The 22,714-nt window shown below is 58.7% G+C and carries 23 protein-coding genes; 3 read left to right on the plus strand and 20 right to left on the minus strand.

Annotation, left to right across the window (positions count from 1 at the left end; genetic code table 11):
* The 3 genes from ACX4ZE_RS21520 to ACX4ZE_RS21530 all read right to left on the minus strand — a co-directional run.
* A partial coding sequence (locus ACX4ZE_RS21520) for a hypothetical protein (RefSeq protein WP_480275283.1) occupies positions 1 to 339 on the minus strand: 339 nt, incomplete at its 3' end.
* Positions 340 to 819: 480 nt separating this feature from the next.
* The gene (locus tag ACX4ZE_RS21525; protein WP_480275284.1) at positions 820 to 1,608 is read right to left on the minus strand and encodes a hypothetical protein; all 789 of its coding nucleotides are present in this window, start codon (positions 1,606 to 1,608) and stop codon (positions 820 to 822) included.
* 16 nt (positions 1,609 to 1,624) lie between these two features.
* Entirely contained in the window at positions 1,625 to 2,125 is a 501-nt protein-coding gene (locus tag ACX4ZE_RS21530) for a hypothetical protein (protein WP_480275285.1), read from the minus strand.
* 188 nt (positions 2,126 to 2,313) lie between these two features.
* On the opposite strand from ACX4ZE_RS21530, the gene ACX4ZE_RS21535 reads away from it, so the two are divergent.
* Both ACX4ZE_RS21535 and ACX4ZE_RS21540 read left to right on the plus strand, forming a co-directional pair.
* On the plus strand, positions 2,314 to 3,078 hold the full coding sequence (locus ACX4ZE_RS21535; protein ID WP_480275286.1) for an ISAs1 family transposase: 765 nt from the start codon (positions 2,314 to 2,316) through the stop codon (positions 3,076 to 3,078).
* Positions 2,981 to 3,391 carry a transposase gene (locus ACX4ZE_RS21540; protein ID WP_480275305.1) on the plus strand — a complete coding sequence of 137 codons (411 nt, stop codon included), beginning with the start codon at positions 2,981 to 2,983 and terminating at the stop codon, positions 3,389 to 3,391. Before ACX4ZE_RS21535 ends, ACX4ZE_RS21540 begins: the two co-directional genes overlap by 98 nt.
* A gap of 112 nt (positions 3,392 to 3,503) precedes the next feature.
* Here the strand turns inward: ACX4ZE_RS21540 and ACX4ZE_RS21545 are convergent, their stop codons facing one another.
* The 3 genes from ACX4ZE_RS21545 to ACX4ZE_RS21555 all read right to left on the minus strand — a co-directional run bounded on the left by ACX4ZE_RS21545 (position 3,504) and on the right by ACX4ZE_RS21555 (position 7,552).
* Entirely contained in the window at positions 3,504 to 4,055 is a 552-nt protein-coding gene (locus ACX4ZE_RS21545) for an SUKH-4 family immunity protein (protein ID WP_480275287.1), read from the minus strand.
* A 212-nt stretch (positions 4,056 to 4,267) separates the two neighbouring features.
* Complete coding sequence (locus tag ACX4ZE_RS21550) at positions 4,268 to 4,912, minus strand: GAD-like domain-containing protein (protein ID WP_480275288.1); 645 nt, start codon at positions 4,910 to 4,912, stop codon at positions 4,268 to 4,270.
* A gap of 3 nt (positions 4,913 to 4,915) precedes the next feature.
* Positions 4,916 to 7,552 carry a polymorphic toxin type 15 domain-containing protein gene (locus tag ACX4ZE_RS21555; RefSeq protein WP_480275289.1) on the minus strand — a complete coding sequence of 879 codons (2,637 nt, stop codon included), beginning with the start codon at positions 7,550 to 7,552 and terminating at the stop codon, positions 4,916 to 4,918.
* 255 nt (positions 7,553 to 7,807) lie between these two features.
* On the opposite strand from ACX4ZE_RS21555, the gene ACX4ZE_RS21560 reads away from it, so the two are divergent.
* Entirely contained in the window at positions 7,808 to 7,936 is a 129-nt protein-coding gene (locus tag ACX4ZE_RS21560) for a hypothetical protein (protein WP_480275290.1), read from the plus strand.
* Positions 7,937 to 8,403: 467 nt separating this feature from the next.
* Here the strand turns inward: ACX4ZE_RS21560 and ACX4ZE_RS21565 are convergent, their stop codons facing one another.
* From ACX4ZE_RS21565 to ACX4ZE_RS21630, 14 genes are all read right to left on the minus strand, one after another.
* Positions 8,404 to 9,603 carry a hypothetical protein gene (locus tag ACX4ZE_RS21565; protein WP_480275291.1) on the minus strand — a complete coding sequence of 400 codons (1,200 nt, stop codon included), beginning with the start codon at positions 9,601 to 9,603 and terminating at the stop codon, positions 8,404 to 8,406.
* A gap of 14 nt (positions 9,604 to 9,617) precedes the next feature.
* Positions 9,618 to 9,980 carry a phage tail fiber protein gene (locus ACX4ZE_RS21570; protein ID WP_480275292.1) on the minus strand — a complete coding sequence of 121 codons (363 nt, stop codon included), beginning with the start codon at positions 9,978 to 9,980 and terminating at the stop codon, positions 9,618 to 9,620.
* Between the two features lie 47 nt (positions 9,981 to 10,027).
* On the minus strand, positions 10,028 to 10,354 hold the full coding sequence (locus ACX4ZE_RS21575) for an LtfC-like domain-containing protein (RefSeq protein WP_480275293.1): 327 nt from the start codon (positions 10,352 to 10,354) through the stop codon (positions 10,028 to 10,030).
* Between the two features lie 8 nt (positions 10,355 to 10,362).
* The gene (locus ACX4ZE_RS21580) at positions 10,363 to 10,554 is read right to left on the minus strand and encodes a hypothetical protein (RefSeq protein WP_480275294.1); all 192 of its coding nucleotides are present in this window, start codon (positions 10,552 to 10,554) and stop codon (positions 10,363 to 10,365) included.
* Positions 10,551 to 12,197, minus strand: coding sequence for a hypothetical protein (locus tag ACX4ZE_RS21585; protein WP_480275295.1), 1,647 nt, complete (start codon positions 12,195 to 12,197; stop codon positions 10,551 to 10,553). Before ACX4ZE_RS21585 ends, ACX4ZE_RS21580 begins: the two co-directional genes overlap by 4 nt.
* Before the next feature lie 40 nt (positions 12,198 to 12,237).
* Positions 12,238 to 13,809, minus strand: coding sequence for a hypothetical protein (locus ACX4ZE_RS21590; protein ID WP_480275296.1), 1,572 nt, complete (start codon positions 13,807 to 13,809; stop codon positions 12,238 to 12,240).
* Positions 13,806 to 14,231 carry a phage gene 29 protein family protein gene (locus tag ACX4ZE_RS21595; protein ID WP_480275297.1) on the minus strand — a complete coding sequence of 142 codons (426 nt, stop codon included), beginning with the start codon at positions 14,229 to 14,231 and terminating at the stop codon, positions 13,806 to 13,808. The genes ACX4ZE_RS21590 and ACX4ZE_RS21595 overlap by 4 nt, the downstream gene beginning before the upstream one ends.
* Positions 14,232 to 14,258: 27 nt before the next feature.
* Positions 14,259 to 15,953 carry a Gp37-like protein gene (locus tag ACX4ZE_RS21600; protein WP_480275298.1) on the minus strand — a complete coding sequence of 565 codons (1,695 nt, stop codon included), beginning with the start codon at positions 15,951 to 15,953 and terminating at the stop codon, positions 14,259 to 14,261.
* Positions 15,950 to 16,828, minus strand: coding sequence for a phage tail protein (locus tag ACX4ZE_RS21605; RefSeq protein ID WP_480275299.1), 879 nt, complete (start codon positions 16,826 to 16,828; stop codon positions 15,950 to 15,952). The genes ACX4ZE_RS21600 and ACX4ZE_RS21605 overlap by 4 nt, the downstream gene beginning before the upstream one ends.
* A 52-nt stretch (positions 16,829 to 16,880) precedes the next feature.
* A complete protein-coding gene (locus ACX4ZE_RS21610) occupies positions 16,881 to 19,463 on the minus strand; it encodes a hypothetical protein (RefSeq protein ID WP_480275300.1) in 2,583 nt (860 codons plus the stop codon).
* Between the two features lie 211 nt (positions 19,464 to 19,674).
* Complete coding sequence (locus ACX4ZE_RS21615) at positions 19,675 to 19,887, minus strand: hypothetical protein (protein ID WP_480275301.1); 213 nt, start codon at positions 19,885 to 19,887, stop codon at positions 19,675 to 19,677.
* A 658-nt stretch (positions 19,888 to 20,545) separates the two neighbouring features.
* Positions 20,546 to 20,806, minus strand: coding sequence for a transposase family protein (locus tag ACX4ZE_RS21620; RefSeq protein ID WP_480275302.1), 261 nt, complete (start codon positions 20,804 to 20,806; stop codon positions 20,546 to 20,548).
* A gap of 631 nt (positions 20,807 to 21,437) precedes the next feature.
* Positions 21,438 to 21,926 (minus strand): DUF6301 family protein, encoded by a 489-nt coding sequence (locus ACX4ZE_RS21625; RefSeq protein ID WP_480275303.1) that lies wholly within the window; start codon positions 21,924 to 21,926, stop codon positions 21,438 to 21,440.
* Between the two features lie 216 nt (positions 21,927 to 22,142).
* Positions 22,143 to 22,714: DUF6301 family protein (locus tag ACX4ZE_RS21630; RefSeq protein ID WP_480275304.1), on the minus strand; the 572-nt coding region annotated here is incomplete at its 5' end.

The raw sequence follows: 22,714 nt of genomic DNA on the forward strand, positions 1-22,714 counted from the left end.
ATCCAACTTGTACGTTTTTTCCCGAAGGTATGCATCATGACTCCAAAGGAACTCCGCCGCACGTCGGGAAACGATCAGGCGACCGACACCCTTTGCACCGAAGTCATCAACAAGAGCCTGTCCGGTGATGTACAGACCGACCATGGGCGGAATCTCGACACTGTCCGGATCTTCGGCGTATTTATCGATAGAAACAGTAATCGGACAGAACTCGTATCCAGTCAGATCGGTCTCAGCCATAGCATCAGCCAGCGACTTCTTCACCGCGTACCCGCATGCATGTGTCTCAATTAGTTCGCCGTCGACCGAGTAGCGCAAATCGACATGAACTGAGATCACCCGTATCGGTGTACGGCTTTTATCGTATTTGTTTGTACCCCCCGCCGACGGGACTGAGAGGGTTGATTTGATAGAAAGTCACGCTACCCCTTTTCAGAGTCAGGCATACAAGCGAATGTCGTTGCCTTCAATTATGATTCACGCCCACCGTATCACGTAGGCGCGTCTAGATGATATATTAAATCTTCATGTTCATATGAATAAGAACATCATTGGTAGTGATTGGGGCGGGTGTGGTATCGGTGACCACCATGACCTCTTCCTCGTACAGGTTGTCTTTCTCGATCGGCTATAGAAACTATCGGTATCCAACACTATTACGTTATGACACGGCCAGGGCGACCTTGTGACCGATGCACAACCCACCGTAGACCTGGGGCTTCTCCGGCCTCGGGAATAATCCAGGTCCACGACGATCCGAAAACCCCAATCCGAACCCGATCACTCCGGGCCGCAGGCCCGGCGAAAGATCGAGGCTCGCTACTGCTTGCGCCTTGCCAAGGCCTGAGAGGCGGCAGCTGCAATCTCTTTCACGCTAGATGTCGTGAGGTATCGACCGAAGGAGTAACTTAGTGAGGTCACTCCATGCGAAGCAATTGCTATGAGGCGGATGAGAGTGTTCGTTGAATGATCGGCTTGGGCCAGCGCATAGCCGAGTTCAACAGCCATTGCCTCATCCGTAGCGGTTATCGAAGCCACCAAATCCGCCAGTTGAGCGCCGAGTTCGAAACCTGGTCGTCCATTCTTCTCGGCCAGCGCAGCAATACCACGTCGCACAGTGGCAACGACATCGTCACGGACGCTGTCGACCGTGCTGTCATCGATCGCACTTGCGAGCGCCCAGTCAAAGTAGTACTGATCGGCGATGCCGATCAGCGCACGTAAGCTTGCCAAGCGATCGGCCTGCGTCGATTTCTCCTCCACGAAGTCTTTGCTGACCCTTACCGCGTGTGCAAGCTGGGAGAAGGTCTCGTCTGTGGGAAACAGTCGATGAGGCAGAGCGCCGAACCAGACTGCTTCGGTGCCCGCTGACGCGGCAGCGATCACCACACGATAGCCGACGGGTTCAGCCCAGGAAGTCAGTGCACAGCATGCGAGGAAACGATCGTATGCCGGGGCAGTCGCATCCTGGAGGATTTGGGCGAGTGACGCGATTCGATGCTTGTAGCGGGGATCGTCGAGGGCTTCGAGAATGACATCGTCTGGGTCATCGATGGCACCCCCATCGAAATCAGTGTACAGCAAATCCTTAATAGACACATATGTCATATTATCTCCTGTTATATTAGCCCTTGATCACATTGTAGGGCCCATCGATAAACTCCTTCGGAAGGACTCCCTTGATCAGCCACTCACCATCACGACGTGTGTTGAGGAGTCCTTGAACGCGTCCAGTGAGACGACTGCGATCCTTTTTGCTGATGACTACCCCGGCTTCAGCAAGTCGCCGGATCTCACCGTCAACGAACTTCTCGATCGCAGCAGGTGTCGCATCAATAGGTAGGTTGACACTGATCTGGTTCCCCTTGGCCAATCTGTCGATCTCTCGCTTGAAGGATGCCTCTATATCTGTCGAGCGAAGTATCTGGATGTTGTGAACCCGGCCATCTTTTATAGCCTTCTGGAGTTTGTCGACATCAACTGTTATCTCCTGATTTCCGTATATTTTTCCGGTTTCGTCTTTCACGCTGAATGAAGTGTATGGACTACCCTCTTTGGCGCTCTTGTTTTTACCACCAAGAACATGCTGCCAAGGTTCGGTTGATCCGCCCTTGTCAGCCGGCACGAGACTCCCATGGTCGTCTATATACGATTTTCTCAACGACGTGTTCCCGAAGTCGTTTACCTTCGATGCAAAGTTGTTGTCATGCCGAACCAGCTCCAGACCGTAAGATCTTAATGATCCACTTGCGCTGCCGGGTTTACGTTGCGGCTGATCAATAACTCGGACGCTGATCAAGGATTCGTCTGACCATGCTGCTGGCCATAGCGATCCTGGCCACCGCCGCCGGCATGCGTGGATTCACCGGCTACGCCAGCTGGGCACACAACGCTCCCGCCGATATGCTCGCTGACCTCGGCCTGACCAAGAACTACCGGCCCAGCGACAAAACCTTCCGTCGTGTTCTGGGCCTCATCGACCCCGCTGACCTGGACCAGCGTCTCGGCGCCTACTTCACCCGCATGGCCCTGGCCGCCACGGATACGCCCCTGGTCGCCGTCGCGATCGACGGGAAAACCCTGCGCCTGGCCAAACGCATGGGTGCGACCGCCGCGCACGTGGTGGCCGCGTTCGCCCACCACGCCCGGCTGGTGACCGGACAGCTCGCCATCGACGAGAAGAGTAACGAGATCCCTACTGTCAGAACTCTTCTCAAGCCGATGAAAGCCGCCGTCCACGCCTGCGGGTCGAAGGTGAAACTACTGCTCACCATCGACGCGATGCATACCCAAACCGCAACCGCCCGCTTGGTCCGCCGCTACCTCGGCTGGCACTACCTGCTCGTGTGCAAGGACAATCAACCGACCTACCTACCTCGCGCGTGTCACCGGACTGCCGTGGGCGCACGCCCCGATCGTGGCCACCGACTCCAGCGACAAACCCACCCACGGCCGTGTCGAGAAACGAACATTCCAAATCATCACCGCACCAAGGGAAATAGGATTCCACTACGCGCGTCGAGCCATCCGCGTCGTGCGGCAACGGGTCGTGGTGGCGACCAGGGAGACCTCGCGTGAGATCGTCTACGCGATCTGTTCGGCGCCCTTCGAGATCGCCAAACCCCGACAGATAGCGGAGTGGTTGCGAAACCATTGGGGGATCGAGAATCGCGTGCACCATGTTCGTGATGTGACCTACGACGAGGACAGGTCAGCGGTCAGGACCGGGACCGTTCCACAGGTGATGGCGACGCTGCGGAACGCGGCACTGAGTCTGCACCGGCTCGACGGGGCGACGAACATCGCCGAGGCGTGCCGGACCACCGCGTTCGACCCGCGCCGCGGCATCCATCTCCTCACCCCGGAAATCAGCAGGTCACAGGCCGCCTGACGAGAACGCCGCTGCCCTGGCACTCGTCCTCACCCATTTCGAATACAAACGGATCGCATGAAACTTACTGAGATCACTTCAATGAGATCACCTCATTGGCATCGTCATTACGTTACGCGACAGGAGCCGCACCCAATTGCGACATAACGGTCGACCACCATGAATTAGAATTGTTGAAGGAAGCCTCGTCTACACTTATTAACAGATCACGCAGTTCGAGCGCCCTTTTGGCGCGCCCTTGCAAACCCGTGTCTTTTTCTGCAAAGCAGGCGAAGAAATAGAGGAACTCACTAAACTTCTTAAAACTAGAGTTGACCAATTCCAAACCACCGCTCTCGACACCCAAAAGGAGTAATTTACCCCCGATTGAATCGAATACGAACAGTATAGAATTCGGGTCCGCTGGTGCAGCTCCGATGACCAGTACCTCCAGTTCCCCTCCATCACCGAAATCGAGATTGATTCGATCGTAAAGATCAAAACGACATTCTTCTAGATAGGAAGTAAAGACATCCGACATCTCCAGTGGAATGAAATCAAAATCGGGGTAGGACTCGGCGGGTGCAGCAAATTCTTGCATCCACTTGCCTCGAGGAAATCGAATAGTATTCTCTTTTCCCCACACGCTTTCATAATCCACAGCACTGATCACGAAGTCATCCATCCTATCGCTCGCTTGGAATCATTTCTATTTCAAGTAGATATTGGTACCACGGATCCTTTTCCACGGTGATCGCACTCCACTTCTACAAGATCGCCAGTGAATAAGCCTCATTCTTCAAGTTGGCTCTATTCAGCCGCTGATCCGTTCTGGCGTTTATGCTGAGGAAATAAGCCGATCCGGTCGCCGGGTACGGGGTGCGCTGAGAATTTCAACTATCGGTATGGATTGTCAGCCAAGAGTGTCCGCGGTGTAACTTGGCTCAATATATGCATATGAACCTCCGCATCTAGAATTTCGACTTGATCCGGCAGCATCTCCCCTCCGAGGGCGAGCGCTGGCACGAATCCGTACATGGTGTTGTAATCTACAGGACCTATTTTCTTAAGTACCCTTTCAAAAAGAGGCCGGTCATCGTCACCATCTGGGTTCATCGCTCGTGAGGCCGATACGAACGAGGCGCAGATTTGAAGATCTCGCTCAAAATCATCATGCATATGACGGGACTTGTCGACAGGCATAATCTGACCAAAATAAGGAACTACGGCGAGACTCATACCTGTGCGTTCACCCCAGAGTTTCATTTCCCCGAAAGCCGACCTGGCCACAGCAATCCACTTGTCATGACCAAACGGAAATTCTATATTCGATGTCCACTCATCGACGACAGGTTGCCACTGTACGGGATCACAGATCCAGTACAGACCTTTCCGAAATCCTGAAAACCCTAATTCTCGCCACAGATCTAGCAAGAAGCCGGGAACGATGTCCGCGTATGTGTCGAACCGATTCGCCGGTACAGGCCTACGAAATATCGGCTGCCCCCATACATCAGTAATCTCACTGACAGAAAACGACATGTTCTACCTCAAGCTCCATTCGATATTCATGAGATGATCACCGAAACCAGCGTCGACCAAATCCTCAGCATACCGCTTGAGCGCCTCCCTTCGCCGACCCCTCCATTGACTTCCGATCGAGGAGTTCACAAATATGTCCCCCATACGGGGAAGGCCATTGGCTTCATAATGGATCACATCCTTACCGCCTGCGATAATATCAGGCTCATGTAAGGCTGCCAAATCTTTCGTGCGCTCCTTCGTCTGTAGCTCAGCGTATTTCTCGGGCGTCTTCCCCTTCAGAGCAGCGGGATCCCTATGCAATAGCCTTCTAGCATTCATAAACTCTTCATCGTATATAGCTATGCGGTAATCATCGTTGGCTTTCTTCTGGGCTGCCCCCTTTCGCTTCACAGTTCTCATATTGTGGAGCAACTCGTTCGGTGTCATACGGTTGAGGCCACTGATTTGCCCTTCAATCTGCCTTTGATACTCGGAAACCTTGCCCATCGTATTCAATGTCCATCCACTGTTGAAATCAACCCGATGAGCGATACCAATACGAGGCCGGAGACCTATACCTGCGCGGACCGGACCACTGAAAATCGGTATAGTGCTTCCGAGCCTTGCACTCGAATAGAACCTTCTAAGAGTAACATCGGTAAAATTTTCGACTGCACGCCATGACACGCCCGCGAGCTGTGGTGTTAGGCCGCCGAAAACGGAGCGGAAGTCCCGCCAGGAATTCCCGATCATGTTTTGTATGTGGTTGAGTTCGGCTTGGAAGTTCCGCATGGATACACTTGCGGTGTCGACGACATAGTTTCCGGCTCTAACAGCGGCTACTCGGGAGCCGGCGGTAACGTAACGTCCCGTGGCAGCTACGCGGGCCATAAGAGGGGCTATGGGCGGCGCCGGCAGGAACATCGTGGCGATATTGACGATGTCGAAGGTCGCCCAGAGCACCTCATCGACCGAGGGCGGTTTCCGTATTGGTTGTGGATGAATGGGCAAGTATGAGTTATTCAGCTGAGCGACTGCGGTATCTAGTGTTGGATGCTGGTAATACGGGTTCGTCAACTGATCAAGCGGAATCCACGATGAAATCGCATGACCGAGGACACTGAACGCCTCTTCAGTCGAAGAGCCGACACTCGCGACGGTGTCGATGATCGCTTTGCTGGTGAGGTTTTCCTCGCGCGGTGGTGCGGTGACAACGAACACGGCGCGGCCATTGTCGCCGACACCCCCACGTATCGAGGACAGCTGCTGCATGCTGGTGCCGATCGCTTCGAACGGGAAAGTCACAATGTCGAGTGCTCCCCGTCCGACACCCTTGACCACGTCCCATGCCTTGCCGGGCAGGCCGCGGGTATCGGTCGGGTTTCCGTCGGCGTCTACCTCGACTGTCTCACCGTTGTGGTAGCGCAGCAGCATGCGACCGTCAGGGAGGTGTTCGAGTGTCCCTCTGCTGGTGGATCGGCCGTCTTTCTCGTTGACGAAGTCGTATTCGAACTCGCCGCCTTCTCCGAGTCTCCCCTCGATGAGCAACCCACCGACACGCTCGAGCGTGAACAACAGTTTCCCGTCCGGGCCGAACGTCTGGGATTTCACTACCCGCCCGGAAGCGTTGCGGGTCTCCACCCTGAGGTTGGGCCCGTGATGGTAGATGAAGCTGTATCCCTTGGTTTCCGGGTTGTAGTGCCGGTACATACGTTTCCCGTTTTCGTCGGGAAACACATCCCACCGTTTATCCTCTGCACCGATTCTCCAACCGTGACCGGTGTTGTCGATCTGCCCCACCAGAACGCTGTCGTATCCACCATCCGCGTTGCGGACCGTCGCGGTGAAAGTCGTGTTGTTGTACAGGTCGATGTGCTGGTTGTCGTACAAACCTTCATCGTTGAGGACACCGATATCGATCCCGTCGAGGTTTCCGTCCGCGTCATAAGACGGCGTACGAATGTTCTCGAGCTCGGAATCTGCCGTGAAATCGTGACTGGGCGCACCGGAAGTCGACGTACCCGGAGCGAAACTCTGGAAATACCAGTCACCCTCTGCGGTCGCCTTGCCTGCGTAGGAGGAGTTCCCATCAGCGTCGTCGTGCCAGTGCTGCAACCCGCCACGCTCATTACGAACGATCCGCCAACGATCGATCGTGCCATCAGGATTTTCGATCTCCAGATCGACAGTGTTGGCGCCATTACCTTCCGGGATGCGGTACGTCACCGGCCGCTCATCGAGCATGGTCCCTTCCCAGACATCACCCGGGGCACGACCGGCGGTGTCCGGCATATCCAGCAAACTCGTGTCAGGGATACCGTGCTGCGACGCCTGCGAATCCGCACCCCCCGAATCCGACGAGGCCGAGTTACCCGGAGACGACGAGGCCGAAGGTGACGATGTGGTCGGGGCATCCTCGGAAACCGACGGCTCCTGATCACTTCTCTGCTCAGCCGCCCACCCATTCACGAATTTGTCCAAGGCGTTCTGCGCATCGCTCGCAGATTTCTGGTAGGCGTCGTACTTCGGGTCGTCCGGCGACAAAGCGTCGGCCGCATTCCGCCAGTACTCCTTACTCTCCTTCAAAATCGCATACATAGCTTTGGCGTCCGGGTCGTCCTTCGGCGACGAGTACGGCGCGCCGACGAACTGCAACAACGGACCCGGCGAAGCGCTTTTCGGTAACTGCCAACCAAGCGAAGTCAAGATCGGAAGCGGTTGCCGCACAGGCACTGTTGACGACGCTGCGACCTCGGGCGCAGACTCCGTGGCCGCTGGTGGCTGCACCGACGTACCGAGGTCGAAAGAATCCGCGACAATGACGACTTCATGGGCACCGGCCACCAGCTCGCGACGGGCGTCGATCCGCCCGACCATACGAGCAGCCGAATCAGGGTTCATACCGTGAAAGGTGTGCACCTTCCCACCGCCACCAACCGACTGCTCGGCCGGGTCGTCGACAGCGGGAGTCAGCGTATCCAGATGAGCACCGCGACGAGCTACCCATTGCAGGAATTCTTCGTAGTTGAGTTGGCCGGGTGAGAAACCGCTGTAGCGTGCCATGACGTCACTGCCTTCACTAGCTCGTTATTCGATTGGGTCGGCGTTCGCACCGCCGAGAACCCACAAAGAAGTGCGGATCGGAAAATTACTGGGCTGCTTTAGATTTAGATTTGTCCAGTTCGCATAATCGGGTTCGAGAACTGGTGTTGGCAGGTGGGTTCCTCGCAGCGTCGGTAGCTGGTATCCGCTGGTAGATCTATGCGGCAACCGGCCTTCGGCGATGAACTCGGTCGCGGAGTTCCGAGGAGGTGCCAGGTGTGCGGCCGAGAGTTCCAGATGTTCTGGCGCGGGAATGGCAGAGGCCCCGCCGGTATGGCGGGGCCTCGATCGGAATGGGAATAGACGGAAATCCTCAGGCAGAACCGGTTTTCTGGACTGCTGCCCGGCGGGCGGAAGTCACCGTGGAATCGATGTCCGCGGCGACCCCGCCCTTACTCGAACCTCCGCTATGCGATACGCACGTAGGACGCCGTATCGGTATGGGCGACCGGGTTGTACGCGGGGACTATAGCGTTAGATGTCGCCTGCACAATGACGACATCACCCGCCACGACGGTCGCGGTAGCCGAAACGGTGATTGTCGTCGCCGCGTTCGCGGTGGCGGCTTTCGTTGTGCCGGTGGCGATCACCGCATTGTTCAGCAGCAACCGAAGTGTCAGGTTCGGCCGGCTGAATACGTTGGACGTGAACACCACGGCTGCGGTGATCGTGGCGTCGGATTTCCCGCCCAGGGCGCGCAGGCCGTTACCGTCGGCAACCGACGAGCCGGGGTAACCGCTGGTGTCGGCGGCCCAGCCGGAGATAGTGCTCCAGCCGGTGTTCAACCCTGACCAGGTACCAGATTTCGTCATCGACGAAGGCTGGAAACTGGTTTTCGCCTCGGCCGATAGCGTGCCTGCGCCCGCGGGCGCAGCGTATGATGTCGCGTATACGGCGTAGGTCTGGGCTAGTTCGCCGCTACCTGTGTGCTTCGCGGCGAGACCGGTGGTGGCGGTCAGGGAACCGATCGCCGAAGCAAGCGGCCGGGAGCCGGTGGAGGCGGACAGCGCGCCTGTCCCGGCGTATGCGACCGCTGCCGGAATTTTTCCGGCCACCGCGATGCCGGTGGACAACGCGCCTTCGGCTCCGTAGCCGACACTCATCGGCGGCAATCCCGAAAAGCGTCCTTCACCGCTGAAAATCGCTTCGGCTGTGGTGATTGCCGTGAGATAGACCGATGCGGTTCCGTTCGAACCCGCTCCGGTTGCTGTGCCCGCGCCGATTGTCGCGCCGGGGTCACCGCTGCCACTGAGCGCAGCCATGAGCACACCGGGGCCCGCTGCGATGGCGACTCGGGCTGTTGCTTGTCCGGTGCGGTCGAGAGCGGTGGGGGTAGGGACTGTCCATCGCTGATGAGCCGTCACGCTGCCTTGTCCGGCGAAGGGTGCGGCGGGAGCCGCGCGCACCGAATCGACCGTGACTGCGCTTTGTCCACTGCCGGTGTAGCCCGCTATCGAGTAGGGCTCGATGACCGGCACCTGTGCGTTGATCACTGTGCGCATCGCCGTGGGTGGTGCGTCGGTGATGACCGACGCCACCGGCGCCGATGCCACGGTCACGGGCGGCGCCGGTGGCACGGCCTGCGTGCGCAGTTGTTGTGTTGCCATGCCGCGCCTTTCGATCAGGACATCGTGAAGGTCGGGGTGATCAGCAACTGGCCCTGCGCACCGAGGGTGGTCGAGCTGATCGCTACCTTGTCGATGAATTCGGCGGTGCCGCCCGCGGCGGTCTTCCACAGGCCGATGTAGGTGTAGGTTCCCGCGGGCAGATCGATGGTCACCTGGGAACCGTTGATCACGCCGCCGGTCGCGGAGGTCCAGGTGGTTTGCTTGCGGGCGTAGGCCGGTGAGCCGCCGGTCGCTTCGTTCGCGCCTGTCGTGCCGGGGTCGGCGGTGTGCACGCTCACGAACGCGATATTGGATCCGGCGATGTTCTTGTAAGCGTCGGCAAGTGCTTGGCGGGTGGTGGCTACAGCGATGGTCATGATGTATCTCCTGTGATAATTGAAATGGCGAGCGAGCAGTGGCGGTGCTACTGCTTGCGGCGGATGGTTCCGAAGAACCAGAGGTAGTCGGTGGTCGGGGTGGTCGGGTACGACACGTAGAGGCGGTATTTCGCACCCGCCGGGATGGCATCGGCACGCTCGGATTGCACGGTGAAGACGGCGTTCGCGTTGTCGACGACCGCGGGCCAGGTGTCGAGCACCGTGTCGGCGGCGTTCAGGACCACGATGCGCACCTGCGTACCGTTCGGGAACGCCGAACCGGACTCGAGTGCGATGGTGTGCACGAAATCCGCGCCTTTGGACAGGACGAGGGTGAGATTCGAGGGGTCGTAGCCGAATTGTTTCTGTGTCATGGTTTGCCTCAGCTCGGATCGGACTGCGGCGCGACGGGGTCGGGTTCGACGAAGACCGGATCGGGCTCGGGGTCGAGTTCTCCAATGAAGATGCTGCCGCGCCGGGTCGTGACGCCGTCGGCCACGATGGATACGACGAGCATGCCGTTGTCCACCTCGAGCGCCAGATCCTGGCCGCCGATGGTGACAGGTGTAGTCATAGATCCTCTGCTTTCCAATAGTCCCAACCGCCACCGTTGACCCAGGACGCCCGCTCGGTACCGAGTCCGGTGTAGCGGTGGCCCGGCCCGCTGGGCAGCGAGTTGCCGGTGTCGGTGTAGGTGAGTACGTCTACCCAGCCGGAGCTGGTCTTACGTTGTGCGCTGTATTCGGTGCCGATTGCCTTGACGCGCAGCACTTCACCGCTTTTGACGGTGGTCGCGACACTGGTCAACGAGGTCCAGGCACCATTGGCGTACTTGAAGAGAACGAGTGCGTTCTGTGTGGCGTTGAGCGAGACGAAACTCTTGTTGTCCGCCGTGGACCGGAGCATGAGCCACGCGTGGCGCGTCGTCGGATTGATGATCCGACCGGTGACCATGTGGTCGTTGTAGTTCAGTTGCTGGGCGTAGAGGTAGCGGCGTGGTCCATCGGTGCTACCCGATACCACGAAGACACCACCGGAGACGGTGGCGGCGCGGCTGGTCATCCTGGCGAATGCCGTTGGGATCGTACCGGTATCGAAATCCTGGTAGAACACCAGTTTCACCGGGTCGCCGGTGACGAGTTCCTTGCTCAGCGCGACATACGGCACGCTGTTGGACGAGAAGGTGAGCGTGCCTGCCGCCACAGTGGTTCCCGCCGCCAAGGGCGCCGAGGCCGCGAACCGTGCCTTGGGGCGCGGTGGCAGTGCGGTCGCCACGCGCGGCAGATCCGTTGTGGTGATCCCCAGCAACGGCCGCACCGCACCGGAACCGCACTGCTGAATGCCCACGAACGCCGACTCCCCGACGTCGAACAAGATCTCGGCGGGCAGTTCCACCGAATGCTCGAAGCGAGAGCTCGTGATGAGCGGTGTCTGATTGTCGGAGACCCATTCGATCCGGATATCACCGTTGTCCAGCACGCGTCCGACAACCACATACAATGCGCACGGGGCCGACGAGACCGCTTCCACCATGAACGTCGCGATCTTCCGGCCACCGCTGTAGCGGCAGCGAATATAGGCGCCCTCCAGCGTGTTCGCGGGCGGCGTATACGCGGGCGTGAACTGAACGTAGAAGGTCCGCGGGTAGTAGACCGGCAAATTGTTCTGGTCGTAGTGGGCGATGTACTGGTAGGTGTACTTGGTGTATCCCGTCTTCGGGCTGTCGGAGACATGCCATGCCCGTTGATGCAGCAGGCTCCGCGGTATCGACGATTCCTCGGTGAGGTTCATCGTCTCCCAATACGCTTTGATCGGCAGCCCATCGATCACCACCTGCACCCGCGAACTCGTGGCCTGCGCGGCCTCCCCGGCCTGTGCGACGATCTGCTCGGCAACCACAGCCGAACCACGCGCGGTCAATGCCTCTTCGCGAGCTTTCGCTGCCTGCGCGCGCAGGATGCGTGCCCAATCTCGCAAATCGATGAGTCCGCCGGTGAACCCGGTAACCGCATCGCAGAAGCTCGCGGCGAACTCGTGCAAGCCGATGCGCACCGCATTCGCCAGATTGGCCGGAAAAGCGGCATAGGAACGCACCAGTTGAGCGGACATCTGCGACTGTAGCGATTGCTTGGTGATACCGGCCAGGCCACTGACGTAGGGGGCGCCCGGTGTGGCGCTGTAGGCGCCTTCAGGGATTTTGTGGTCAGGGCTGGTCATCGCGCACCACCGGATTTGAGCAGTCGAAACCTGTTGTGGATCACAGGTCTTCCGCCTTCCAGTCGCCCCATCCGCCGCCGTTCACCCAGGAATAGCGACCGGTGCCGAGCCCGGTGTAGCGGTAGCTCGACCCCTTCGGCAGCACCTTGCCCGAATCGGTGTGCGTCAAAATCTGGGTCCACGCACCGCTGATCTTCTTCTCCACGGTGAACACATCGCCGACCGCCTTGATCCGGAATTCGTCGTTGTCGGCGGTTGCGGTCTGCACCGTGGCCAGCACGGAGCCCGTTTCCCCTCCGGTCCAGCGCACGATATAGGCCGCACTGCTGGTCACGGTCAGCGAAACGTAGGAGCGGTTGCTCGCGTCGGATCGTACGAACAGTCGCGCGCCCTGCGCGGTGGGGTTGCGGATGCGACCGGTCACCATGTGGTCGTCGTAGTTGAGCCGCTGGCCGTACAGGTAACGGCGCAGGCCGTCGCTCATTCCGGATACCACGAACACGCCGTCGGATACCCGCGCCACCCGTGCCGACAACCGCACCAACGCGGTCGGCATAGTGCCGGATTGGAAGTCCTCGAAGAATTTCAGCTTGATCGGGTCCCCGGTCGACGACGACTTGCCGAGGGACACGTACGGGATCTTCCTGGAGGAGAACTTCAGCGTGCCCGCGGCGAGCACCGCGCCCACGCTCAGCATCGACGAGGTCGGGAACTGGGCGTTGAGCTGCGGCGGCCACACCGTCGGCGGGCGGGGGATGTCGGCGGCCTCGATTCCCAGCAGTGGCCTGCGGTTGCCGGAACCGCGCTGGTGGATGCCGACGAACGCCGTCTCCCCTTGTTCGAAGATGAGCTCGGCAGGCAGCTCGACAGTGCGCTCCACCCGGCTGGCGGTGATCTCGGGCGTCTGGTTCGCCGACACCCATTCGATCTTGATATCGCCATTCGGCAGCATGCGGCCGACAACCACATACAACTCACACGGCGAAGACACCGCATCCGGAATATAACTGACAACCTTGCGCCCCCCGCTGTACAGACAGCGGATGAACGCACCTTCCATGGTGTTCGCGGGGGGGATGTAGGCGGGTGTGTAGTTCACACTCACCGTGCTCCCCGAGGCCGAAAGGTTCCACACCGCGCTGTGCAGCAGGTTCCGTGGAAACGATGTCTCCTCGGTGAGATTCATCGTTTCCCAGTACGGCTTGATCGGCAATCCATCGATCAACACCTGCATCTTCGAGTTCGTCGCCTCGATGATCACCGTCTGGTTGTCGGCGGTGGACTGCGCGCCCGAAGCGCTCCGCTGCGCGGATACCGAATCCCGCAGAGCTTGATCGGCATCGGCGCGCAATTGCCGCGCCCAGCCGCTCAGATCGATCAGACCGCCGCTCGCGCCGGTGATCGCGTCGCACAGGTCGGCGGCGAATTTCTTCACCCCGGCATCGATGACAGCACCGAGATTGATCGCGATATTGCCGTAGGACCGAACAATGCCGCCCGCCATCGCGGATTTCGCCGTGTCCTGAGTGATTTTCGAAACGCCGGTGATATCTCCGTCTTTGCCCGACCCAGTGTAGGCGCCCTTGGGGACGAAACGATCAGGACTGGTCATCTTGCCTCGCCCTCGAACGTGCCGTCGTGGGCCACATCGGCGGCGAGGTCGCGACTGTCGACCAGATGGGCCAGCTCACCCGATTCCTGGAGTTGCCGCACCAATTCCCGCCGTTCGTCCAACGAGAAATCGGTCACCGAAGGCGTAGTCACCGCGGCGGGCTTGGGCGTACCGACCGGAACCCAGTTCCCCGACTGCGCCAACCAGTGCTCCCCACCGGGAGCGGCCGGGTGGTACTCCAGCGTCTGCTCCTCGGGGTGATGGCGGAAGCCGAGATCCCACAAATGCTTCGACCACTTACCCAGTACCTGCTGCGGCACCAGGAGTGGACCGTTGCGCGGACCGGGCAATCCGATCAGCGCCCAGAGGAACGCCTCCTCTGGGTCGTTCGGGTTGCATTCGTGCTGCAAAGGAAGTGGCATAGTTTCTCTCCGGATTTCGCATGGCGATCACATGACTCCCAGTTCATGCAAATCGCCCATGATGGTCTGAATGTGCCTGAGTGACTTGGCAACCGGGTCTTCGCGCGCTTTGTCGGCGCCGATGGCGATGTGCCACGACGGCGTGACACCGCGCGACCAGCTGAGGTCGAGCGCCGTCACCTGCTCCACGAAGATCTGGCCCTTCGGCAACCCATCGACCGTGGCGCCGATCCGGTCACCGAGGAAGAAGTGGCCCTGCCCGTGCTCACCGATGAAGTACGGTGCGCCATCGATGACCGTGATTTTGTGTGAGGTGAACCCGCGCGTCTCCCACAGACCCCTGCGGATCGCCACCAGCGACGACAAGGTGTAGGCCTTGTCCGCTCCGGACTGGAAGAACTCGAAGTAGTGCGACCAGCCCATCTGCGGTGGACGCAACGGCGATTTGAACGACATCCAGGCCAGGATCGTGTCCGTATACAGCGGTTTGAGGAACGTGTCCAACGGGCCACCCATCCCAGGCAGGCTGACTCCCACCCCGCCGATGCCGGGAATGCTCAGTGCCACCGTGGAAGTGAGATCGCCGATCATATGCACGACCGAGGAGATGACCTCGTTGACGCCAGGCATGCTGTGCCCGCCGCAGTTGATCTGCGCCGCGGTCGCGGGCGAAATCGTGAACTCCGAGGTCTGGATGCCGGTGTATTCCGACTCGCGGTAGATCACCCAGGGATTGGAAGGCCTGGTCCCCAGCCACCCGGACCGGTGGTACTCCTCCGGGACATTGGGGTCCGGGAGAATGCTGGGCTCCTGCTCGGTCATATCGTTGACGAACTTCTGCACCGTGTGCACGAGCCCATCCACCAGCGAACCGCCTTCCGAGGTGCCGCTGTAGTACCCCGACTTATCGACGATGTCGAACACCAAGCACCCATGGCGGAGGTTCGCGCCCGGCCAGGGCGGCGGATCACCCGCGAGATAGCGGCGGCAGGTAACCATGAGCTGAGCGTCTGCCAGCGTGCCCTCGGCCATCTCGTGCCAGCCCTTCCATCGCGACGAGATCACTGTCCAGATGGAGCTGTCGGAGAGGAGGTTCCCCGGCGCCACCACCATCGACCAGTTCGACTGGTCGAGGTTGATCCATTGCGCGGGATCCAGCGGGTCGTCGGGCAATTTCCACAGGCTGGCTTCTTTCCGCAGGATATTGACGAACAGCGACAGCTTCAGACACCAGATCGACGGCCCGGCCAGCATGAACACTCTCGGGAATTGGAAACCCGCGGGCAGGAACGGGTTACTCCACGCCTGAATCCATTTCAACTCCTCGTAGTCGTGCATGAACTGCACGATCACGGTTTTCATGCCCGTCTCGGACTTCTGCAGCGTCGCGGTCTTCATCCGGCCACCCCACCGCGCACCGTCCTTGTCGACAGTGACGTGCACGTTCTGGGTCGAGCGCGCGGAGGCGTTCATAATCCATGTAGCCAGGTAGTGCTCGGCAGGCAACACGAGCTGCCCAGTGCCCGATTCGTTGAGCAACCAGGTGAAAGTGGCCGAGATCTCGGCTCGACAGATACCGCGTAAGTTCCAGTCGCCGTCCCACAGCCGGATCAACGGCGGTTCGATCCGTTTGTCCTTACGTGTCTTACGGACAGCGAGCGCGTTGCGGTGGATCGTCTCCATCCGCTCTAGCGCCGCGCCACCCACGGCAGGCGCGGTCACTGCAACCCCCACGGCCGCGACCAGTTACGCGGGCAGCGAACCTGGACCGTCGCCCCGGCCGCCGCACCACGAACCGTCACCGGAACCCGGGTCTCCGGAGTCCACGCCGGCACCGAATGCAGGAACATCTTGCCGTTCATCCGCGCCCACACCGAGCTGTCGTCGGCGGCGACGATCATCTCTTCCATGGGATCGGTGTCCACAGTGACGTCCTGACCTGCCGTCAACGTAGGCAACGTGATCACCCTGGCCTTGTTCTCATCCTCGGTCCAGGAGAAATCCGGCAGAGTCCACACCCCAGGCGCGGTCACCACCCACCGCGGCCACAGCGGCTGATCAGTCGGGTTCGACACCGGCAACCACAACGTCTCGGATTGTCCAGCGCCGCGGGTATCGATGGTCGACACCGCGGTCGCGGTGACATCCTCCTCCACCCACCACGGCACACCAGCAGTGCAGGTCATCGTGACCTGCCCCCACTTCTTCAGATGCGGATCCCGCTGCGGTACGAACTCCGGCTGCTGCGACATCCGCAGATGCAGCGTGCGAGCACCGTACTCGGTGGTGACGACGAGCTTCGCATCACGGTCGTACGCCCACGCCTTCCGCCACGCCGAATCCACCGACTCCCAACTGGCAGAATCTGTTTCGTACACATTGACACCGAACACCACATCACGCTTCTGCCAATTCGCCCCACCATAGGTAGCGCCGATCTGAAACGCCGTCGAGTTCCAGATCGTGGTCACCGGGGCGTCGTAGAGCCCGGTCGGCGTGGTACCCAACTCGACACCCTCGCGCCCCTGACCGGGACCGGCGAGCGTCCAGTGCGAACCATCGACACCTTCGACTTCGATCGTCGCGGCTTGTGCCACAGAAATTCACCTCATTTCTTACTTGGATATCAGGACCAACGCCCGCCATAGGTCAACGCACGCTGCGCCCTCTTAGCTCTGACCTGCATGAACTCGGCATCCACATCCGGAGCCGAAATACGAATCGCCAAAGAACGATCGACCCGGTTGTTGCGGCGACGCCCACCACCGACACCGAGCGCGCGAGTCGGTACGACCTGCTGCCCACGCACACCGGAAACACCCCAGCATCCTGGGAAATCACCTGCAACAACGAAAGATCCGCCTTCGCGAAACCACCGGACGAATCACCTCCACGGGAAACAGACCCGCCGGCGGCCAGGAACCGGGCCGCACCATCCCCACCGGAAACAGAACTGCCCGCGGCAAGCAACCGCGCCACTACCCCTTGTCCACCGCGAATACCGAACAGGCGATCTCCGACTCGGGAAGCTGCGGCGAAACCATCGCCGGCTGCGACATAATCCACTACCCCAGATCCCGCGCTGGGCACAGAACCAGTTGCGTCCATAGCGTTTTCGAACACAGCCCGAGCCAGGGTAGCCGAGCCGGCACGCTGCACTGTCCGAAAAACACCGATGCCGCTCGTCCCGCCCAACTCACCTGAACCGGCCGCATCCGACGCTTCCCCTGCCCGGCGCCGCGACCGAACCGAACGCCCGGATACCTCGTCGGTACTGTTGTCGCTTGCGTCCGCGGAGCCGTAGGCGACCGCGAAATCTGTCAGCGTCTCCGGCATCTCCGGTAAGCCGTCGAACCAGTTCCACGCCGGGCGAGCCACCAGACCACCCTCGGCGAATCCAGGTGCGACACCAACATTGGTCGCCGCAGGCATCGGCGCATTCCGAGTTGCCGACGCCGCGTGCACAACATACTCACTATCCGCCGCCGTGCCCAGATCATCACGCCCCCCACCCGGACCCCGCAACAACCCGCCATCCGCCATCTCCACCGGATCGGTGAATTCCCGGATTCTGTCCGCCCAATCATGTGGATTCGGCCCGATCCCGAAATACGGAATCATGTCGATAAAATCAGCGAACCCCCGCAAGAAACCCCTGACCCCATCGACAAGACCGTTCCACGCACCCGTGATCGTGTCCACAATCGACTGGAAGATCGTGCTGACAGCATTGACACACGTCTGGAACATCGGAACCACAGTGTCGTTCCAGGTATTCGAAAACCACTCCCCCACCGGTATCAATACATTCCGGAAAACCCAATCGAAACCCGACCTGATCGAATCCCAATTCTCCACTATCAGAGCAATAGCGGCAGTGGCAAGCGTAAGCGCAGCGATGAGTGTCGCACCGATCGGGTTGGCATTCATCACCGTATTGAACGCCCACTGCGCGATAGCCCACGCATGAGTAGCGATCGATACAGTATTCAACACCCCCGCGAACATCCCCACATCCGAAGCCGGCTTCTGCGCCTCCCCCTTCTTCACCGCATCCTTGAACAGCTTGTGCACCCCAGCAGAATCCCGCGCTGAAGCAACCCAGCCCTTCAGCCCCGTCGTAGCCGAACTCGCCGAAGAAGCATGCGTATTCGACGCTTGCGTCGTCGAAGTGGTGTCATGAGTGCCAGCGGCATGCGCCTCCGGGCTGCCACCACCGAACAACATAGCGGATGCGAGCGCCCCAGCAAGTAGAGCTGTTGTAGCAGGCCCGGTCCGCCGCTGCGGGCTCCTCCTGCCTCCTGGCCTATCCCCATTACTTCCAGCGCCTCGGCTATCCGGAATGCTCCTACTTTCAGACTGAAGGCCCTTTTTACCCCGATACCCCTCAGGCGGTTCACCCTCCGGGAACCGATCAGGATTGGGCAGGCCAACCGGGTCTTCTCCGATATCAAATAGTTGAGTCCGGGCCGTACCGTTCGGCATGACTCGAACCATCCGGTATTCAACCTCCGCTGTGCCATCGAGTAACGCTTGGTAGATCTCTGGATGGTCTATCTCCAGCTTTTTCAGTAGATATTCATCACTAGCAAGCGTGGCCTCCAGATATTCTCGCGTCCCTTGTTGAGCAAGAACATGGTTCCCAGACTTGCCAGTAACCCACCTGTTGCCTAGCCCTGATTTAGGGGCTTTGGCCTCTACCAAAACAAGTTTTCCGTCGATGACAGCTATCAGATCGAATACATTCCTTTTACCTTTCCCCGGCCGCTCATTGTCACCTTTTATTACAAATTTCCCCTCCCCCCTCGCGATGCGCTGCCCGATATAGTCTCGCGCAGCCACCTCGCCAGCCTCCTCACTCAGACCGTTAAGGTCATTGAAGGCTTTCTGGTATGAATCTACGCGCTTTGTGAGTTCCTCAATTTTATCATTCGATACCGGCTCTTCCCTACTATTAGCATAGTCGAGATACCTTTTTATAGATTCCTTTTTCTGCTTTTTCTTTTTAGCAACTTCATCCCCCTCGATGCCTTCATCCGCCTCGACACCTATCTCCTCCTCGTAATATCTCTTGACTTCCCCCTCTCTGCGGTCCAACTCCTCTTTAAGGGAGGCTTGTTTAGTATGTTGAATTTCTTTGATTTCCGCTTGCGCCGCCGGAGATAGATCAATCGGAACTGCGCGCGAACTAGTCTTTCTTGCCCGTAGGTCGGGCAATTTTTTCCTCGTCACTTAAGCACCTATAGTTACGCTAGATATCGAATGAAGACAAGTGCCGTGGACAGCGTCGATTAATTCCATGAAGATCGATGGACTCTTTCAGAAAGATGGCATAGCCGGGAGTTTTCAGAAAATTCAGCCTTACCAATAAATTCCACTGCGGCATCAGTAACTCACTACTGGCGATCAACGAGCCTTTCCGAATAATCGGTGTGCTGTGAATTTATGTTTTCTGACGGTACTCGGCGTGGGGTAGGACAAAGGAAACGACGACGATGACGCTGATCCGCGAAGGGCACAGGCTGTCGCACCGCAGTATCTCGAATGTGATTTCGAGCAGGGAATTGCCGCGTTCACCGATGGCCCGTTTGCTGTTGTGCGCTTTGTCGCCCGCTTTCTGCCGTTCCAGCAACTGCCCACCAGCGGGTTTCTTCACCGCGCGACCGTGTCCACCTCGGTTTCGCCCTCATAGCAGAGATCACCCAGTACAGGCGGGGCACTGGCGGACCGGGCAGACAGTCCCTCGCGCATACTGGCATGGGTGCGCAACGCGGTGGTGCCGTACTCGCGATCGGGTTGTGTCTGTGACGACCGAAGCGACTACTCCTCCCGCGCAGTGGAACTGGACGTTGCGCTGTGGTGTCGGCGTTTCCCGCCCCCCGGTCCATCGGTTTACCATTTGCGAATCGTGGGTAAGGCTCGTGGAGCCGGTCGGTGGAGATGAGCATGCCGTTCACCCCGATACGCTCGCGCCCGGACATGTGCGCCTCGAGTAACTCCGCACCGCGCTCTGGGGCTCGGCCAGCAAGTACATCGATGCTTTCGTGCGTGTGGTTATAAGCGGTGGGCTTGCCGATGGTCGCTACCGCGGGCCGACTGTGCGACTCGGGTGAGGTCTAAGAACCAGCACAGCACCAACACTGCTTGCGCGAAAAGGGTCTATGCCCGCCGGTCGGCGCGGGTGCCGCGACGGCGTTCGATCTCAAACAGCCTGGTCAGGGGCCTGTTAATGGCTTCGAAAAGCCGCAACACTGCCCTGGTCAACACCTGTCGATCGGCGCGCAGTAGCGACCGTCGTCCTCGCTGAGCATCCACTAATTGTCGCGGTCCGTGTACGAGGTCACCGCTGTCGTGGATCCTTGATAACCCTTGTCGACCAACATGATCAAACACGCAGACTGGACTGCGGACAGAATTTGCCAGATCCAGGCGGCCTTCATATCGGGCAGGCTGTCCGAAACCCATAGAATCTCATCGTCCGATGCGGTGATGACCTGAATGCTCATGTCGTGACATTTATGCTTGCCCGAATAGAAAAGCCAGTCGGTAGGGACCTGGTCGATCTCTATGAACATGTCGTCGACAATCACGTACTGGTGCCCAGAGTTTCCGGCTCGGCGTAACACTGCACGCAGACCCGATGCTCGGGTCGGTGATCAGGTCCGCGGTTTCCTCCACGCAGCGCCGGGCGGTATTGGTAAATAATCCTGAAGTCGCCAGTTCTGAATAGGTTTCTCTATTGCTCAGGTATACCTGCATCAGCAGGGCTTACCTATCTGGGCAAAGCAGTCGTCACGCCGACTCGATCCGGACATGGTGACGAAGGATCACGCCCAACATCCGGGTCGGAGTCGAACGTGATAATGACGATACAGCAAGGTGAGACAGCACATGAAACCTCTTGGTGGCGGACAGTAGATCTTGTCAATAAGATTCTCCACCAGTATTTTTCGCCATATTAGGCGAATAATACACACTGCTGGTGGCGACATCAGATCGCCACCAGCAGCAAGGATATAAAGGGGGGCCTTGAACCGAAACGGTCAGGCTTCCTGTTTGTGAGACGTCGACCAGCAACGTTGCTCTCGAATCGGTGACAACCCGACTGCTTATGTTCAATGATGCGACACAGACCAACATCCGGACGACCAAACTCGGCCAGCGATATACCCTCTAATTCTCCCAGACCTCACCGGGAGAACCGCACTAAAATGACGGAAGAATCGGTTCATCCAGCTGCTCTTGATACTCTGGGTTCACGATGTGGAATGATATCGAACTGTTAATCGTATACAATTCGATGCATACATTCTCCAGTTCCCAAATCGTTTTTGGCTCACCCTGATCCGGTAAACGCCGATCTGGTGGACCCAATTCCTTGATAATTCGGTCTTCGAGTAGCGAATAAATATCAGCCTGCTCTACTGACGGTCTAGCTCCTCGACCATATTCAACGTCTGCGACAAACAATGTCATCCAGCTGATCTCTCTGGAAGAATTGTACGCAAAAAAGACACGTGCAGTATTGCGGAACACATCAAGAGGCGTGACCAAGGCAGCGCTGTGCTCGTAGATCGCATCTATCCGCCAGCCGACCTTCTCGCAGAAGGGTGGCAGATCCTCGGCCTGCCATGTCCAGTCGAACTCCATGGCCGTGCGAGCTAGGCGCACCGCACCTTCGATATCTGATTTCATCCTCATAGATCCTCTCACGAGAGACACATACAGTCACTACTAAAACTAGCGGCCTCTATTCGACACCCGAGTCTTAATCAGCCCCTCTAAAACAACGGGTTCGATGATCGACGTACCTCACAAAGCAGCATCGCCATATCGGGAATAGTCTGACCGATAATAGAAATTCACTCCATAAGACCAGCGTCCCAACCAGCTACCCAGCCGAGTGAACTCTTAACACTGCACATGAAACGCACCACCGGCTTTGACCGGCGCGATATCGTCTAGCTCCGCCTGCTTCTCCATCCACTCCTGAAAAAGAGGGTTGACAAAGCCCAGTATCACGGACTTCTTCAACGGATACAGACAGATGGACACTTTCGGAAGATCCCAGACGAGCTCCTGATCAGTTTCGTCCACCAGGTACCTCGGTGGACCCAACTCTGCAATAAGTCGCTGGCCGACAAGTTCATAATACTCTGCCACTTCCCCCATTGTTGGCGAGGGCGAAGCCGCAGTCGAATCCGCCACAGTTATCGAGATGTTTTGTATCTCCTCACCCGCCGCAGCAATTTCAGGGACCATTTTCTTATCGGTGAACAGATTAGCTCGAGGACGTCTGACGTCGAGATCAGTGGCAAATTCAATTCCCAGTTTGTCACGAATCACTATTTTCCAGCCTGTGATCGCGCAGAAGCGTGGCACATCCTCGAGTGTCCAGGTCCAGTCGAATCCCGCTGCGATGCGGGCGAGCGCGGCGGCACCGTCGAGGTCTGTATGCATGGTCGAAAACTTCCTGTCAGTAC

The sequence above is a fragment of the Nocardia sp. TBRC8007 genome (assembly GCF_056629435.1).

What these genes read in the sequence shown, in the direction of transcription:
- ACX4ZE_RS21545 (WP_480275287.1), bottom strand. Translation starts at nt 4,055, where the DNA reads ATGGATGACTTCGTGATCAGTGCTGTGGATTATGAAAGCGTGTGGGGA.
- ACX4ZE_RS21590 (WP_480275296.1), bottom strand. Translation starts at nt 13,809, where the DNA reads ATGACCAGTCCTGATCGTTTCGTCCCCAAGGGCGCCTACACTGGGTCG.
- ACX4ZE_RS21585 (WP_480275295.1), bottom strand. Translation starts at nt 12,197, where the DNA reads ATGACCAGCCCTGACCACAAAATCCCTGAAGGCGCCTACAGCGCCACA.
- ACX4ZE_RS21550 (WP_480275288.1), bottom strand. Translation starts at nt 4,912, where the DNA reads ATGTCGTTTTCTGTCAGTGAGATTACTGATGTATGGGGGCAGCCGATA.
- ACX4ZE_RS21575 (WP_480275293.1), bottom strand. Translation starts at nt 10,354, where the DNA reads ATGACACAGAAACAATTCGGCTACGACCCCTCGAATCTCACCCTCGTC.
- ACX4ZE_RS21620 (WP_480275302.1), bottom strand. Translation starts at nt 20,806, where the DNA reads ATGTTCATAGAGATCGACCAGGTCCCTACCGACTGGCTTTTCTATTCG.
- ACX4ZE_RS21570 (WP_480275292.1), bottom strand. Translation starts at nt 9,980, where the DNA reads ATGACCATCGCTGTAGCCACCACCCGCCAAGCACTTGCCGACGCTTAC.
- ACX4ZE_RS21535 (WP_480275286.1), top strand. Translation starts at nt 2,314, where the DNA reads ATGCTGCTGGCCATAGCGATCCTGGCCACCGCCGCCGGCATGCGTGGA.
- ACX4ZE_RS21580 (WP_480275294.1), bottom strand. Translation starts at nt 10,554, where the DNA reads ATGACTACACCTGTCACCATCGGCGGCCAGGATCTGGCGCTCGAGGTG.
- ACX4ZE_RS21565 (WP_480275291.1), bottom strand. Translation starts at nt 9,603, where the DNA reads ATGGCAACACAACAACTGCGCACGCAGGCCGTGCCACCGGCGCCGCCC.
- ACX4ZE_RS21595 (WP_480275297.1), bottom strand. Translation starts at nt 14,231, where the DNA reads ATGCCACTTCCTTTGCAGCACGAATGCAACCCGAACGACCCAGAGGAG.
- ACX4ZE_RS21525 (WP_480275284.1), bottom strand. Translation starts at nt 1,608, where the DNA reads ATGACATATGTGTCTATTAAGGATTTGCTGTACACTGATTTCGATGGG.
- ACX4ZE_RS21625 (WP_480275303.1), bottom strand. Translation starts at nt 21,926, where the DNA reads ATGAAATCAGATATCGAAGGTGCGGTGCGCCTAGCTCGCACGGCCATG.